Annotated in this window: 15 protein-coding genes; 9 read left to right on the forward strand and 6 right to left on the reverse strand. The window is 63.3% G+C overall.

All coding sequences use genetic code 11. From position 1 onward, the window contains the following. Window positions 1-515: 515 nt before the first annotated feature. Window positions 516-1355, forward strand: coding sequence for a PEP-CTERM sorting domain-containing protein (locus JNK99_RS14240; protein ID WP_291854220.1), 840 nt, complete (start codon window positions 516-518; stop codon window positions 1353-1355). A gap of 239 nt (window positions 1356-1594) precedes the next feature. Here the strand turns inward: JNK99_RS14240 and JNK99_RS14245 are convergent, their stop codons facing one another. The 4 genes from JNK99_RS14245 to JNK99_RS14260 form a co-directional block, all read right to left on the reverse strand. Continuing rightward, window positions 1595-2695: a methyltransferase gene (locus tag JNK99_RS14245; protein ID WP_291854222.1), complete on the reverse strand. Its 1101-nt coding sequence runs from the start codon at window positions 2693-2695 to the stop codon at window positions 1595-1597. A gap of 271 nt (window positions 2696-2966) precedes the next feature. After that, window positions 2967-4067, reverse strand: coding sequence for a tRNA 2-thiouridine(34) synthase MnmA (mnmA, locus tag JNK99_RS14250; protein ID WP_291854224.1), 1101 nt, complete (start codon window positions 4065-4067; stop codon window positions 2967-2969). A 25-nt stretch (window positions 4068-4092) separates the two neighbouring features. Next, window positions 4093-4710, reverse strand: a complete 618-nt coding sequence (locus tag JNK99_RS14255; RefSeq protein ID WP_291854227.1) for a hypothetical protein — start codon at window positions 4708-4710, stop codon at window positions 4093-4095. Continuing rightward, the gene (locus JNK99_RS14260) at window positions 4698-5153 is read right to left on the reverse strand and encodes an NUDIX hydrolase (protein ID WP_291854228.1); all 456 of its coding nucleotides are present in this window, start codon (window positions 5151-5153) and stop codon (window positions 4698-4700) included. Before JNK99_RS14260 ends, JNK99_RS14255 begins: the two co-directional genes overlap by 13 nt. 105 nt (window positions 5154-5258) lie before the next feature. Here JNK99_RS14260 and JNK99_RS14265 point away from each other — a divergent pair, with 105 nt between their 5' ends. Genes JNK99_RS14265 through JNK99_RS14295 form a run of 7 tightly spaced genes read left to right on the forward strand, consistent with a single transcriptional unit; the run spans window position 5259 to window position 11540 of the window. Continuing rightward, on the forward strand, window positions 5259-6179 hold the full coding sequence (locus JNK99_RS14265) for a branched-chain amino acid transaminase (protein WP_291854229.1): 921 nt from the start codon (window positions 5259-5261) through the stop codon (window positions 6177-6179). A 29-nt stretch (window positions 6180-6208) separates the two neighbouring features. Beyond that, complete coding sequence (locus tag JNK99_RS14270) at window positions 6209-6406, forward strand: zinc-finger domain-containing protein (RefSeq protein ID WP_291854230.1); 198 nt, start codon at window positions 6209-6211, stop codon at window positions 6404-6406. A 42-nt stretch (window positions 6407-6448) separates the two neighbouring features. Next, a complete protein-coding gene (waaF, locus tag JNK99_RS14275; protein ID WP_291854231.1) occupies window positions 6449-7465 on the forward strand; it encodes a lipopolysaccharide heptosyltransferase II in 1017 nt (338 codons plus the stop codon). Beyond that, window positions 7462-7905: a nuclear transport factor 2 family protein gene (locus JNK99_RS14280; protein ID WP_291854232.1), complete on the forward strand. Its 444-nt coding sequence runs from the start codon at window positions 7462-7464 to the stop codon at window positions 7903-7905. Before waaF ends, JNK99_RS14280 begins: the two co-directional genes overlap by 4 nt. Beyond that, a complete protein-coding gene (locus tag JNK99_RS14285) occupies window positions 7902-8873 on the forward strand; it encodes a hydrolase (protein WP_291854233.1) in 972 nt (323 codons plus the stop codon). The genes JNK99_RS14280 and JNK99_RS14285 overlap by 4 nt, the downstream gene beginning before the upstream one ends. A gap of 1 nt (window position 8874) precedes the next feature. Beyond that, a complete protein-coding gene (locus tag JNK99_RS14290; RefSeq protein WP_291854234.1) occupies window positions 8875-10254 on the forward strand; it encodes a phosphomannomutase/phosphoglucomutase in 1380 nt (459 codons plus the stop codon). A gap of 32 nt (window positions 10255-10286) precedes the next feature. Further along, window positions 10287-11540 (forward strand): EAL domain-containing protein, encoded by a 1254-nt coding sequence (locus JNK99_RS14295; RefSeq protein ID WP_291854235.1) that lies wholly within the window; start codon window positions 10287-10289, stop codon window positions 11538-11540. Window positions 11541-11665: 125 nt separating this feature from the next. Here JNK99_RS14295 and JNK99_RS14300 read toward each other — a convergent pair whose 3' ends face one another. Continuing rightward, window positions 11666-12340 carry a PEP-CTERM sorting domain-containing protein gene (locus JNK99_RS14300; protein ID WP_291854236.1) on the reverse strand — a complete coding sequence of 225 codons (675 nt, stop codon included), beginning with the start codon at window positions 12338-12340 and terminating at the stop codon, window positions 11666-11668. 773 nt (window positions 12341-13113) lie between these two features. On the opposite strand from JNK99_RS14300, the gene JNK99_RS14305 reads away from it, so the two are divergent. Beyond that, window positions 13114-13773 carry a PEP-CTERM sorting domain-containing protein gene (locus tag JNK99_RS14305; protein WP_291854237.1) on the forward strand — a complete coding sequence of 220 codons (660 nt, stop codon included), beginning with the start codon at window positions 13114-13116 and terminating at the stop codon, window positions 13771-13773. A 424-nt stretch (window positions 13774-14197) separates the two neighbouring features. Here the strand turns inward: JNK99_RS14305 and JNK99_RS14310 are convergent. Continuing rightward, window positions 14198-14645 (reverse strand): lytic transglycosylase domain-containing protein (locus tag JNK99_RS14310; RefSeq protein ID WP_291854238.1); only part of this gene is annotated, 448 nt, incomplete at its 5' end.

Genomic DNA, 14645 nt, shown 5'->3' on the forward strand with positions numbered 1-14645 from the left:
TCTGCCCGGCACCCCTGGCGCCTGCCTTTCTCCCCGGCCGCCGCCCGCGTCATGGCAGAGCGGAATTCCGCTCTGCCATGACGCGCCTACCGGACATTTCTGCTTGGCAGGAAAGCGGACATCTGTGCTTTGGATTGACATCGGGAATCATTGCCGGTTCGTCTGCCGGTGCCTGCCGTGGGCCAGTCGATCGAACGTCCGGGTCGCTCGGGTGTCTGGCAGCGGAGGGACGGGCGAGACTCGTGCCTTCCCGAGAGGCGGTCAGTGTCGGAAAATTTTACAGTGGTGTCCCGGTTGTGGTTCGAACGAAGCCCGGCAATCACTGCAGACCTCGCCATGCAGAAATCAATATATTTATAAACCAGTGTGTTAGGCGTACATGTCGCCCCCCGGAAATCCCCTGGCACACCGATTGCTTACTGTTGGGTGCGGTTGCTGTAAGGGTGCCCTAGAGGTTTCGGGCGGCAGAACTCCCAGCACCCAAAGCCTTAAACTTAACTTGGGAGCAAATTATTATGACCATTCGCAAAACAGCCTTGGCGGCGGCCCTCCTGGGTGCCCTGAGCCTTCCTGCAGCAGCCAGCACGGTCACGGTGCTCGGCATCACCTTCCCGGTCGGCTCGGTCTTCGAGACCAGCGATCTGTTCGAGTCAAACGCGGCTGGCGGCCCGATTACGGCGGCAGGCGATGAGCTGATCGGTATCGGCAAGGTAAACAACATCTACGACTCGGCCAACAACGTCGTCTGGTCAAGTGGAGATAACGGCCGCGAGCTGACCTTTTATTTCCACAACTACATCGCCCAGGATCTGATTCCGGGTGGAGCTGCTCCGGATGTCGACAAAATCTTGTTCTCTGGTGGCGTGATCGAGATCTATTCCGACCCCAGCCAGAACTTCTCGGCTGCAGGGACCCTTGCGGATGGTATCGCCACCGCCACGAACGGTGACCTCTTCCTGAAACTTGCCGGATCACCGATCGGCGGAACTGGCAGCTTTGACGGCTCGGCGATCACGCTGCAGTCCACCGGCTTCCGGCTCGCCGGACCGCCCTTCGACACAGCCGTCAGCCTGCTCGGTTCGGGCCTGCTTGACGTCACCGGTGGCGCTGCCGAATTCTATTTCGACACCAACAAGTTCGAATGTGTGGCGGCTGATGGCGCACCTTGCCCGGACAAAGCCGACAAGCAGTTCTCGTCTTCCGGCCAGCTGGGTCAGCCGCTGGGTTCTTGGGCCTTCCGTGGCACCGGCGAGATTTCGGACTTTGCGGTTCCCGAGCCTGGTAGTCTGGCGCTGCTCGGACTGGGTTTGGCCGGCCTCGGTTATCGCGCCCGCCGCGAAGTCAAGAAGGCCTGACGGTCACGCAGCCCGTCTCCCGGATAGTCTCCGGGAAAAAGTTTGATGAAAACCCCGCCTAGGCGGGGTTTTCATTTGCATCCCCAGGAATCGAGTCAGCGTCACGCGTGCTTAAGGCGCACACAGCTTCCGGGTGGTTTGCTGCGCCGCGCCGATGGCGCGCTGAGCGCACCGGGCTTGGCGTGTCGATCTGGCTGGAACCACTGGCGGTGACGCACGGGAAATTCTGCCGGAAGCTTCTACTTGGTGGCGATGATTGCCGTGTGCTCTCGCGGGAGCTCGACCCGCTCGACCCTGCTGAATCCGGCTTGGCGGCACAGATCCTCGTACTCCTTCTTCATGTAGATCATCCCGCCTCCGGTCGCCAGTGCAATGAAGTACGGCGATCCCATGGCCGCTGCCAATGGACCATCTCCGGAATCCTTTTCCATGATGTCGAAAACGATCACCCGGCCACCTGCCCCAAGCTTGTCGCAAGCCTTGCGCAGAAACTCAAGGTTCTGCGCCTTCGACCAGATACACAGAAAATGGCAGAACATGAAGGCATCCGCCCCGACTGGAAAATCGTCGGTGAAGACATTGCCCGGCACGGCAGACAGGCGATCCGCCAGGTTCTCGCGTGCAAAATGCTCGGTCGCCTTGCTGCAGATGCTGGGCAGGTCAAACACGCGACCCTGCAAATGCCGGTGCCTGTGGGCCACTGCGAGAAGGTTGGTACCATTGCCGCCACCGACATCGACCAGCATGCGTGTAGCGCTGAAATCCACGTAGCGCGCCAGCAAATCGTTCGCTTGAATGGAGATCTCCTGCATCGAATCCTGGAAGATCTTTTCCAGCCACGGATGTGCTTCGAGGCGCTCGTAAAGAGTCTGTCCGCTCCCCGGAATTTCCTCCAGCCCAACGTTCCGGTATTCCTGCAGAGATTCCAGGAAACGCGACATCGGCTTGTAAACAATGTACTTCTGCCAGAGGATGGTGGCCTTCAGGTTACGCGGGTCCTGCGCCGAGAAGGCGATGCGCGACATGATGGTGTTCGCGTAGCGGTCGCCCCGTTTCCTCAGTACGCCGTTGGCGGTCAGAGCCTGCACCAGTATGCGGCAGGGTTGTTCCTGGAGGCCCAGCCGATGTGCCAGTTCGGCAATGGTCATCGCTCCTTCGGCGCGCAGGATGGTGAATAGATCCAGTTCGACCGCGGCCGCCAGTGCCTGAAAGTAGATATGGCCGGCGGCCATTCGGTAGAATTTTCTGATCGACGATGCCAGGACGACACGATCGACGAAATACACCAGGTAAACCCGCTCGAACCACAACCAGAATCGACGCAAGACGCTTGGGATCATCGACTGTCTCCTTGCCAACGTCCAACTGCAAACTCGAACCATCAGCGGCATCCACCGCTACGCTCGCTGGCCCTGACTGCGCCAGGCCCGCCACATTCTTCTGCAGAAACCGTTATGCGCCAGCCATGGTCCGCTCGTCACTATAGACCATTCCGACCTCGCCGATTTCTCCTGCTCAAGAACCAGCGCCGACATGCCTCCTTCCCGGCCCGGCAGATCTCTGGCCTCTGGCAGGACACAGGGTCAGCCGCTGTCGAGCCGCAGTACCCGCTCAGCCGATCACTCCTCCGCCAAGACAGACTCGACTCTCGTACAGCACGACGGATTGCCCCGGTGTAACCGCCCACTGTGGCTCGGCAAACCGGATCTGACAGGCGTCGGAGCCCAGCCGCTCGACTTCGCAGGGAGCATCGGCCTGCCGGTAACGGGTCCTTGCCGTATAAACCCAGTGCGTGTGCGGCGGCTCACCGGAGATCCACGACAGGTCCCAGGCGCTCAACTCGTCGCTCAACAGGGCGGGGTGCGTGTGCCCCTGCACGACGTAGAGGACATTGCTGGCGACATCCTTGCGCGCCACGAACCAGGCGTCGTGGTCACCGCTGGCGCCCGTCCTGCCGCCCTTGACGCCGCCGACATGCAGCCCCTTGCGCTGGCCGATGGTGTGATAGGCGACGCCATCGTGCTCGCCAACCACCCGGTCGTCGTCGAGACAGCGAATCTCGCCCTTCCGGGGCGGCAGATAACGCATCAGGAACTCCTTGAACGGTCGCTCGCCGATGAAGCAGATGCCGGTCGAATCCTTCTTGAGCGCCACATGCAGACCGGCCGCCTCGGCCATCCGGCGCACCTCGCGCTTGTACAGGCCGGCCAGCGGGAAGAGCGTCTGCGCCAGTTGCGGCTGCTTGAGGCGATGCAGGAAGTAGCTCTGATCCTTGGTGCCGTCTTCGGCCTTGAGCAACTGCCAGACACCCTGGAATTCACGCACGCCGGCGTAATGACCGGTGGCAATGCAATCGGCACCGATCTTCAGCGCGTAGTCGAGAAAGGCGCTGAACTTGATCTCCGAGTTGCACAGCACGTCCGGATTGGGTGTGCGCCCCGCTGCGTACTCCTTGAGGAAATGGGCAAAGACACGCTCCCGGTATTCGGCCGCGAAATTCACCACGTCGACCTCGATGCCCAGGGTATCGGCCACGCTCATCACGTCGATCAGATCCTGCCGCGACGCGCAATACTCCTCGCTATCGTCATCCTCCCAGTTCTTCATGAACAGTCCGACCACCCGCCATCCCTGCTGCTTGAGCAGCCAGGCGGCCACCGCCGAATCGACGCCGCCCGACAGGCCGACGACCACTGTCTTTCCCTCGTTCATCCTTGTGCCCCTGCCTGCTCTGGATTCATGGGCCATCGACCGGCCCGCTGGCAACCACCGTCCCCTGTGCGCTTTCCTCCTCGCCCGCACCATCGAGCCAGTCGGTCAGCGCCAGCACCACCGCCGGTTGGCCATTGTCGCGAAACCAGCTATCGACGACAAAGCGGTCCGGCCCGGCGGCCTCCGCCGGCGCCGCAACCGGCGGTACGACCTCCTCGATCTGTGCCGAAAAATGCATGGCAAGCAGATAACGCACACGCAGCACCGGCTGCGTGACCTGGTGGAAGCGCAACCAGTGACGTTCCTCGAGCAGGCGCAGCAGGCGTGTGGTGGTCGTCGCGTGGTCGATGCAGTCCATCCGCCCGAAGACGCCGTCGTCGGCCTGATTGCCGCCACGATCGGCAGCAATCGGCGTCTGCTCGCCGGCCCAGCCAAGCAGCCAGCCAACCGCCAGGGCCAGCCTTGCGCGCTCGTCGGCCGGGTCGGTGGCAGAGCCGAGCAGGGCGCGCACCTGCGCCAACTGCAGCTCGCTGTAGCGCACCTCGGCCTCTGCCGCGCAGCCGTAGTTGTAACAGACGCGAATGGTTTCCGCCGGCACGGCAGCGGCCAGGCCGCACAGCAGCACGGCCGTCAGCCAGCGCATGTGCTGTGGCTCAGGAGTTGCAGCGGGTAACGCCAGCCGGCCAGCCAGTCCTCGATGCAGCGCAGGACCAGCGGACTGCGATGCTGCGTCTGGAGAGCGCGAATCTCTTCGAGGGTCAGCCAGTGGGCCGCCAGGATTCCCTCGTCGAGCGACCGCCCGGGATCGTGCGTGACGATCTCTCCGCCAAAGGCGAAACGCAGATAGGTCACGTCCCTCGCTTCGTTGCGGTGGTTGTAGATCCCGACCAGGTATTGCGGGGTAAAGCCATGGGCCGTCTCTTCGAGGGTTTCCCGGACGACCGCATCGACCAGCGATTCGCCGCACTCCAGGTGGCCGGCCGGCTGGTTGTAGCAGATGCCGTATTCGGTATTCTCTTCGACGAGCAGGAAGCGACCGTCACGTTCGAGTACCGAGGCGACGGTAACGTTGGGTTTCCAGACCATTGCAGCAGCCTTGCAGGGAGCCGAAAGCGCCATTTTACCGCCAACCGGGGGGCGAAATCGGCTAGAATTTCCGCTTCAGGAATTCCGGCAAAGGGAGAGAAGAAGATGTCCATGGCGGATCGCGACGGCTTCATCTGGTACGATGGCGAGCTGGTGCCATGGCGCCAGGCGACCACCCACGTGCTGACCCACACGCTGCATTACGGCATGGGTGTCTTTGAAGGGATACGCGCCTACAAGGCGGCAAAAGGCACCGCCATCTTCCGGCTCGAGGAACACACCGACCGCTTGTTCAGCTCGGCCTACATCTTCCAGATGAAGATGCCCTACGACAAGGAAACCCTGCTCGAAGCGCAGAAGGAAGTGGTGCGCGCCAACCAGCTCGAGTCCTGCTACATTCGGCCGATCGTCTTCTACGGTTCGGAAGCAATGGGCATCGCCGCCACGTCGATCAGCACGCACGTCGCCATCGCCGCCTGGCCCTGGGGAGCCTATCTGGGCGCCGAGGGAATGGAAAAGGGCATCCGGGTCAAGACCTCTTCCTTCACCCGTCATCACGTGAACATCAACATGTGCCGCTCGAAGTCGGTCGGCACCTACACCAACTCCATCCTCGCCCACCAGGAGGTGGCGCACAACGGCTACGACGAGGCGCTGCTGCTCGATGTCGATGGCTATGTCGCCGAAGGCGCCGGCGAGAACATCTTCATCGTCAAGAAGGGCAAGCTGTACACCCCGGACCTCACCTCCTGCCTCGAGGGGATCACCCGCGCCTCGGTGCTGCAGCTCGCCGACGAACTCGACATCCCGGTGATCGAGAAGCGCATCACGCGTGACGAGGTCTATTGCGCCGACGAAGCCTTTTTCACCGGCACCGCCGCCGAGGTGACACCCATCCGCGAACTCGACAACCGCCAGATCGGCGCCGGCCACCGCGGTCCGCTCACGACCAGGATCCAGAGCCTGTTTTTCGACTGTGTGAACGGCCGCGTGCCGGCGCATGCCGACTGGCTCGCCTACGTCTAACCGTTGTTGCTTGCAAGGTTGCCCTAAACATGTCTCAGAACGCCCAGCAGAAGCCCATCGAGGTCACCGCGCACGACCTGCCACTGCACTGCCCGACCAAGGACTCGCCCTTGTGGGCCAGGCATCCACGCGTCTTTCTCGACCTCACGCATACCGGCCAAGTCGTCTGCCCCTACTGCAGCGCCCACTACGTGCTGAAGGGCGAACTGCCGAAAGGCCACCACTGACCGCCGGCTACCCGCCACGGGTAGCCGAGTGAGCAACCCTCGATGAAAGCTCTGATCGTCGCCCCTTCGTGGATCGGCGACACGGTTCTGGCGCAACCGCTTTTCATGCGATTGCACGCGCAAATCCCCGGCCTGCAGCTCGACGCTCTGGCACCGCGTTGGGTGGCACCAGTTCTCGAACGCATGCCGGAAATCGGCAGCATCGTCGACAGCCCGTTCACGCATGGCGAACTGTCGCTGAAAGCCCGCCATCGGGTGGCGCGCCGCCTGGCACAGCAGGGTTATCAGCGTGCCTACGTGCTGCCCAATTCGATCAAGTCGGCCCTGATTCCCTTCCTGGCCGATATCCCCGAACGAATCGGCTTCGTCGGCGAAAGCCGTTACGGGCTGATCAACCACCGTCACAACTTGAACAAGAGCGTGTTGCCGCAAATGGCTGAACGCTTCGCGCAACTCGCCGAGGCGCCGGGCGCCGCCCTGCCGCGTCCGCTCCCGCAACCGCGGCTGGAAGCCAACCCGGCGCAACGCAGCGAGACGCTGGCGGCACTCGGCGTCAAGCTCCCGCAGCAACTGGCGGTCTTCTGCCCGGGTGCCGAGTACGGTCCGGCCAAGCGCTGGCCGTCCGTGCATTTCGCCGCACTGGCCGATGCCCTGGCCAGCCGAGGCTATGCGGTATGGCTGCTCGGTTCGGCCAAGGACCGGGCGATCGGGGAAGAAATCGTCGACCGCGCCAACCCCGGCAGCCTGCCGCTCAATCTCTGCGGCGCCACCTCGCTGACGCAGGCCATCGATCTCCTGAGCGCCGCATCCTTCGTCGTCTGCAATGATTCGGGATTGATGCACGTCGCCGCTGCCCTCGGACGACCGCTGGTCGCGATCTATGGTTCGTCGTCGCCCGGCTTCACCCCGCCCTTGTCGGACAGGGCGAGGATCATCAGCCTGAATCTGCCGTGCAGCCCCTGTTTCAAGCGCCAATGCCCACTCGGCCATCTCGACTGCCTGAACCGGCTCGAATCGCAGCGCGTGCTCGACGCCTGCCTGACCGGAGCAGCGGCATGATCGTCGTCTTTGCCACGCCGGAAGATGTCGAGGCGGCCTTCTACGAGGCCATCGCCCGCGCGGATCTGGGCGCCCTGATGAGCGTCTGGGCCGACGACGAGGAAATCGTGTGCATTCACCCCACCGGCCAGCGTCTGGTCGGCGCCGAGGCGATCCGTGACAGTTGGCGCAGCATCTTCGCCAACAACCCGCGCCTCTCTGTGCGCCTGACACGCGGCCTGCGCTGGAGCGGCATGCTGCTGTCGGTGCACAACGTCGTCGAAACGCTGTACATCGGCGACGAACGCAAGCCGCACGGGCCGATGCTGGCAACCAATGTCTTCCAGCGCGGGGCCAGTGGCTGGCGACTCCTCGCGCATCACTCCTCCACGGCGGCCGACCGCGATGTTGCGGAAGGCGGCGGCGCCAGCGAACGCGGCAAACCGCGGACTTTGCATTGAGCGATTATCGCGCGCCCGGCTGGCTACCCGGCGGCCACCTGCAAACCATCTATCCGCTGTTCATCCGGCCCGACCCCCTGCCCTATCTCCGGCAACGCTGGGAGACGCCGGATGGCGATTTCATCGACCTCGACTGGGTCGATCCTCCAGCCGCCCCGCCGACCGCCGACCGCCGGCCGCTGTTCGTCCTCTTTCATGGTCTCGAAGGGAACTCCAGCAGTCACTATGCGATCACCCTGCTGCGCAGCGCGGCGACCATCGGCTGGAGCGCAGTGGTGGTCAATTTTCGTGGCTGTTCGGGCGAGAGCAATCGCCTACCACGCGCCTACCATTCGGGCGACAGCGACGAGATCGACTGGATCCTGCGCCGCCTGCGGCAGAGCTTCCCGGCACGCCCGCACTACGCGGTCGGTGTTTCGCTGGGCGGCAACGCGCTGCTCAAGTGGCTGGGCGAGCGCGAGGCCAGCGCCGCCAGTTGCGTGCAGGCCGCCGCCGCGATCAGTGCCCCGCTCGATCTGGCGGCCTGTGGTCACCACCTGGCGCGCGGCTTCAACCGCGTTTACACCCGGCACTTCCTGCACACCCTGAAGCGTCATGCCGCCGCCAAGCTGCGCCGCTATCCCGGTCTGTTCGACGAACGACGGATGTGCGCGGCCAGCAACCTCTACGAGTTCGACGACGTCGTCACCGCCCCGCTGCACGGCTTCAGCGGCGCCGACGACTATTGGCGACGTGCCTCGAGCAAACCCTGGCTGGCCGGCATCCAGTTGCCGACCCTGGTCCTCAACGCCATCAATGATCCCTTCCTGCCGGCACACGCGCTGCCCACCGCCAGCCAGGTGGCGCGCAGCGTCCGGCTCGAATTGCCGCGCCAAGGCGGACACGTCGGCTTCGTCACCGGCAACCTGCCGGGCCGGCTGGACTGGCTGCCGCAACGCATCTTCCACTATTTCCAGCACGAGGTTTGAGATGAACGCCCCCCTGCCCCAAGAGATCTTCAAGGCCTACGACATTCGCGGCATCGTCGGCCGGACACTGACCGCCGACATCATCCGCCGCATCGGCCATGGCCTGGGTTCGTTGGCGCTGGAGCGCGGGCAACGCGCAATCGCGGTCGGCCGCGACGGACGCCTGTCAGGACCGGAACTGGCCGTGGCGCTGATGCAAGGGATCCGCCAGGCGGGCATCGACACCATCGACGTTGGCTGCGTGCCAACCCCGGTGGTCTACTTCGCGGCGCACGAACTGGGCTGCCTGAGCTGCGTCGCCGTCACCGGCAGCCACAACCCACCCGACTACAACGGGTTAAAGATGGTGATTGGTGGCGAGACGCTGGCCGGCGAAACGATTCAGGCAATCCGCCGCCGCGTGGACGCCGACCAGCTCGCGCATGGCAGCGGCCAGGCGAGCAGCGTCGACGTGCAGCCGGCCTACCTGGCGCGTATCGGCAACGACATCCATCTGGCGCGCCCGATGAAGATCGCCATCGACTGCGGCAACGGCGTCGCTGGCGGCATCGCTCCGCAGCTTTTCCGGGCTTTGGGCTGCGACCTGGTCGAACTGTTCTGTGCCGTGGACGGAAACTTTCCGCACCACCACCCCGATCCATCCAGACCCGAGAACCTGCGGGATCTGATCCGGGCACTGCGCGACACCGACGCCGAAATCGGACTGGCCTTCGACGGCGACGGCGACCGTCTGGGCGTGGTCACCAAGGACGGGGAAATCATCTACCCGGATCGTCAGTTGATGCTCTTTGCCGCCGATGTCCTGCGTCGCTGTCCCGGACAGCCGATCATCTACGACGTCAAGTGCACCCGCCGGCTGGCACCCTGGATTCGCCAGCATGGCGGCGAACCGATGATGTGGAAGACCGGTCACGCCCTGGTCAAGGCCAAGCTCAAGGAAACCGGTGCGCCGCTGGCCGGCGAGATGAGCGGCCACGTGTTCTTCAAGGAACGCTGGTTCGGCTTCGATGACGGCCTCTATGCCGGTGCGCGTCTGCTGGAAATCGTATCTCAGGCGGCCGATGCGAACCGCCTGCTGAAAGCACTGCCGGACAGCAGCTCGACCCCCGAGCTGAACATCGGCATGCGCGAAGGCGAGCCTTTTGCGCTGATCGAACAACTGCAGCAGCAGGCGAGCTTCATCGGGGCGCGCGAGATCATCACCATCGACGGCCTGCGCGTCGAATACGCTGATGGCTTCGGACTGGCACGCCCGTCGAACACCACGCCGGTGGTGGTGCTAAGATTCGAAGCCGACAACGCCGAGGCGCTGGCACGCATCCAGGCCGATTTCCGCCGTGTGCTGCACGCCGCCCGCCCTGGCATGGCCTTGCCATTCTGATACGCCCCGAGACTCCCGCCCGAACTGCAGCGATGACCGAGCAATCCCTGAAGAGCGCCTTTCTCTTCCGCCAGCCGATCCTTGACCGGAAACAGGAACTCGCCGGCTATCATCTCTCATTGCGCCGCAGCGAGCAGGCGGCCGACGACATGGGCGAGGCGACGGCAGCCGCCGCGGTCTGCGCCGCGTACTCGGAGCTGGGCATGCAGAGCGCTCTGGGCAACGCCTGCGCCTACATCGGCATAGACACCGGCTTCCTGCAGCAGGCGGCACTCGAGTTGCTGCCCGCCGCCGGTGTCGTCCTCGAACTGCTGCTCGACGGCGCACCGGACAGGGAGATCCTGACGCGTTGCCGTGGTCTGCGCGAACGCGGCTATGCGCTGGCCATCACCGACTACCGCGGTATCGACGAACGCAGCCGGCCTCTGCTGTCGATGGTCGATGTGATCAAGATCGACGTCGCCCTGGCTGATCACGAGCAGTTGGGGAACCTGGCCGGCTCCCTGCGCAAACTGCCGATCAAGCTGCTGGCGCAGGGCATCGGCAGCCGCGAACAGATGGAACGCTGTCGCAGCCTCGGCTTCTCCCTGTTCCAGGGCCGCTACTTCGCCCAAGCCGAAATCGTTTCCGGCCGCCGCCTTTCCGCCTCACAGGCGGCCCTGGTTCGCCTGATCAACCTCGTCGGGCGGGACGTCGATACGGCGGTGATCGAGGACGCCTTCAAGCATGAGCCGGCACTCACCCTGAACCTGCTGCGGGTGGTCAATTCGGTGGGACACCGCGGCGGCCGCCTCGCCCAGCCGGTAACCACCTTGCGCCATGCCATCACCCTCTTCGGACGACGACAGTTGCAGCGCTGGCTGTCGCTGCTCCTGCTCGCGCCGAACCACGAAACGGCCGATCCGGCCCGCTCGCCGCTGCTCCAGGTAGCGGCCCTGCGCGGCCGCATGATGGAACTGTTGATCGAAATCGGCCTGCCAGCCAATCAGCGCAAACTGGCCGACCTGGCCTTCATGAGCGGCATTCTGTCAATGATGCCGGCCGCGCTGGGCCTGCCAATCGAGGAAATCCTCGATCAGATTGCCGTCGATGAAGAGGTCCGCGCCGCGCTTTGCCGACGCGCGGGCCTGCTCGGCAGTATCCTGGCGCTGCTCGAATGCTTCGACGACAACGATGCGGCCGGCTGCGACCGACTGTTGACCGAACTGCCCGGCGGCCTCGACCGACAGACCCTCAACGTCTGCCTGAGCGTCGCGTTGCGCTGGTTGAACGGCAGCAGCGAGTAGCTTGTCGCCCATGCAAAGCATTCCGGCGGCACGCGACTGAAGACTGGTTGCAGCCTGTGAAAAATGAGAAACGGCGACCCGAAGTCGCCGTTTCTCACTCGACGCCTGGCAAGACTGACTGCAGATTATTTGCCGGCGCGACGGCGACGAGTCCAACCCAGACCAGCCAGACCGAGGCCAGCGAGCAAGAGGGAGGCAGGCTCGGGGGCAAAGGTGGGCTGACCCAGGAAGACATTGGGACCCCAGAACCCATCGGGCTCAATCTCGTTGTAGTTCACGTAGTTGAGGAACTTGGGCCCCTGACCGTTCTCGAGCTCCCAGCGGGTCGTGCCGACCCCAACCCCGTCACCGACCAGCACGATGTTCGGATCAGTGGCGAAGCCCGGATCGTTCCACGTGTAGTTATCGCCGAAGCTGACGCCGACCACTTCGTAAGAGTGCCCTGCCTGCAGCAGAATCGGAGCAATGGTGACATAGCGGAAGTGGCCGGTCAGCGGATAAGTGTTATCCACGGTGGCGCTGGCGAGCAGGTTGCCGGTACCGGTGCAGTTCACGTTGCTGCATTCATACAACGCCACGTGGTTGGCATTGACGAATCCATTATTCGGGTCGGCATAATAGCCAAGACCCGATGCCGTCACGTCGGAAAGCACGTTGAAGGCAGAAGCAAAGATCCAGTTGTTGTTGTTGAAGCTGTTTCCAGCCGAAGTGAACTCCCACGCCGGACCGGCACTGGCAGTGGCTGAAACCAGCACGCCAATCGTAGCGAGCAGGGCCGAAGAAAGTTTGGACAAGCGCATGGCAGTCTCCAGAAATAATAGATGAAAAGGGCGTCAAACCTTTAACTGCGTCGACAAACAGCCTAAAGCATTTTTTGTGCCTGATCACAGATCACTAATTTAGTGTCACTTTTTTTTGACCTTTGAAACACATGTAAAACTTTTCGACACTGATGTCCGGAGCACGCTCGCACCCACGCGGGGTGAATGGGTGGCCGTCGGGCTCAGGAGTCTTGCCTGACGAAGCCTTGCCCTCTGCAGGTTGAACGGACACGACGCTGCGCTGCCGACCCTCGACTCGCCGTCCGAGGGTGGCCACTTTGTCAGGCACCGAGGGTTCGCTCCAGCGCCGTCAGACCAAGGGCACCGAATACCCGGCTTCTCGCCGACGCTCAGGTGCAGATCGGGTTCGGGCGCGCCGTTCCGGGCAATGGCTGATCTTGTACGGCCTGGTCTGCCTCTGGCCGAGAATCCGCCAGACGATACTCTGGCCCGCTTGCGCCAAACCCGGCTGCCCGGCCTTCTCGGCATGACTCGAGACAAATTCTGCCAAGGCCGAAATCGACCATACTTCCGCCGCCGTCAATACCGGCGGCCCATGCAGGCGCTCCGGGTGTCGAAATTTCTTACATCCCCCCCCACACCAAGCATCGCACAATTCGCCAGAAGGCAATAAAACAATATAAATCAATTTATTGAAATTATTTTTATAAACTGGAATGGTTTATGCTTGGGGATGTGCGCTGGTCATGGGGACCGGAACAAAACATTTGGCACACCAAGGAGTTAACAACATGAAAGCTACACACAAGATCCTGGCTGCACTCGTCGCCTCGGTTGGCATCGCGTCATCGGCCAACGCTGGCGCGCTTTGGGAATTTGCAACGGCTGGGAACAGCTTTACCAACAACACCTGGGACTTTGCCACCTCTTTCAGGGTGGGTGCCTCGGACCTGACGGCAACGGGCCTCGGTTACTATGCCGACCCGCAGACCGGTCAGGTGCATGCCAACCCGGTGGCCCTGTACAAGTGCGACAACGCCGACTGCACCGGAACGGGCACCCTGATCGCCTCCGCCATCGTTGACAACACCTACCCGATCACTGGTCACTTCCGCTACGTGACCATCGCGCCGGTCACCCTGGAAGCAGGACAATCCTATCAGGTGGCAGGTGTCAGCAGTGGCGACAACTACACGTGGAACGACCCGGGATTTGCCACCGATCCCGGTATCAGCCTGATCGCCCTTGGTAACCAGGTTGGTCGGTGGCTGGCCATCGGCACCCCGGACTTTCTGAATTTCGGCCGCAGCGACATCCCAAATCAGGACGGCTTCTGGGGTCCCAACGTTTTCATTGGCCAGCCGACGTTTGCACCTGAACCGGCTTCGCTCGCCCTGATGGGTCTCGGGCTGGCTGGTCTGCTGGGCGCCCGCCGCCGGCAACGTAGTTAAGACTCCCTTCCGGAGACAGACGACGGCGGCTTCGGTCGCCGTCGTTCTTGCCTCCATCTCGGGTACCGCCGCCACGCCGGATGATGGGAAAACGACCGCGCCGCTGCCCACCAGGTCCACAGATCATCGGCCACGCAATCTCTGTCCCCGGCGGCGACGTTCACGTACTTGCCGCAAGAAGACCGCTCAGCCGTTCGACAGTCCGCCAGCCGTGCGTGATCATTGCCCAGATCGGCCGGCTGACCGACCCACGCATACTCGATCACCCGGCCCGAGATAACCCCGGCCAGCCCGCTGGTACCGCAAATCATCTCCTCAGATGCCGGGCGAGGAGAATCAACGAGGCGGCGGACGGGTTCATCTTCTCCGACCGGCCCGAGACAAGGCTGACCTGGCCGCCGCATCGTCAAGACTCTCGACCCGCTCAACCCGGCCGCTCTGCTGCTGCGAAACACCGGCCAACCTCGAGTGCCTTGCCGGCTTTGACCGCCTCGTACTTCTCCAGGAATGAGGCGTCGATGTCCCGCAGATCGGCTCGTTGTTGCGGCTTGCGGTGACGCATCAGATGACCGGGCCCGCCGTTGTATACCGAGTAGGTGCCACGGGCAAGATCGTCCGCATCGCTGCCGCCGGAGTGGTCGCTTCTGGCAATGGCGTAGTCGCGCAGGTAATGGTGCAGGATCTCGGCCCCGGCGCGACCGTTGTAGCCGACGTCCGACTGCAAACCGGCAACGTCGTAGAAACCCCGCCAGACCCGCGGGTAGACCTGCATCAGGCCGACCGCGCCAACGCCCGACTGGATCACCTGCACCTTGCCTTTCCGGCGCACGAACTGGCGCCAGCAGCTTTCCTGCCACGCCGTGGCGAGCACC

This window comes from Accumulibacter sp., from assembly GCF_016789985.1.
In the GTDB taxonomy this organism is placed as follows: domain Bacteria; phylum Pseudomonadota; class Gammaproteobacteria; order Burkholderiales; family Rhodocyclaceae; genus Accumulibacter.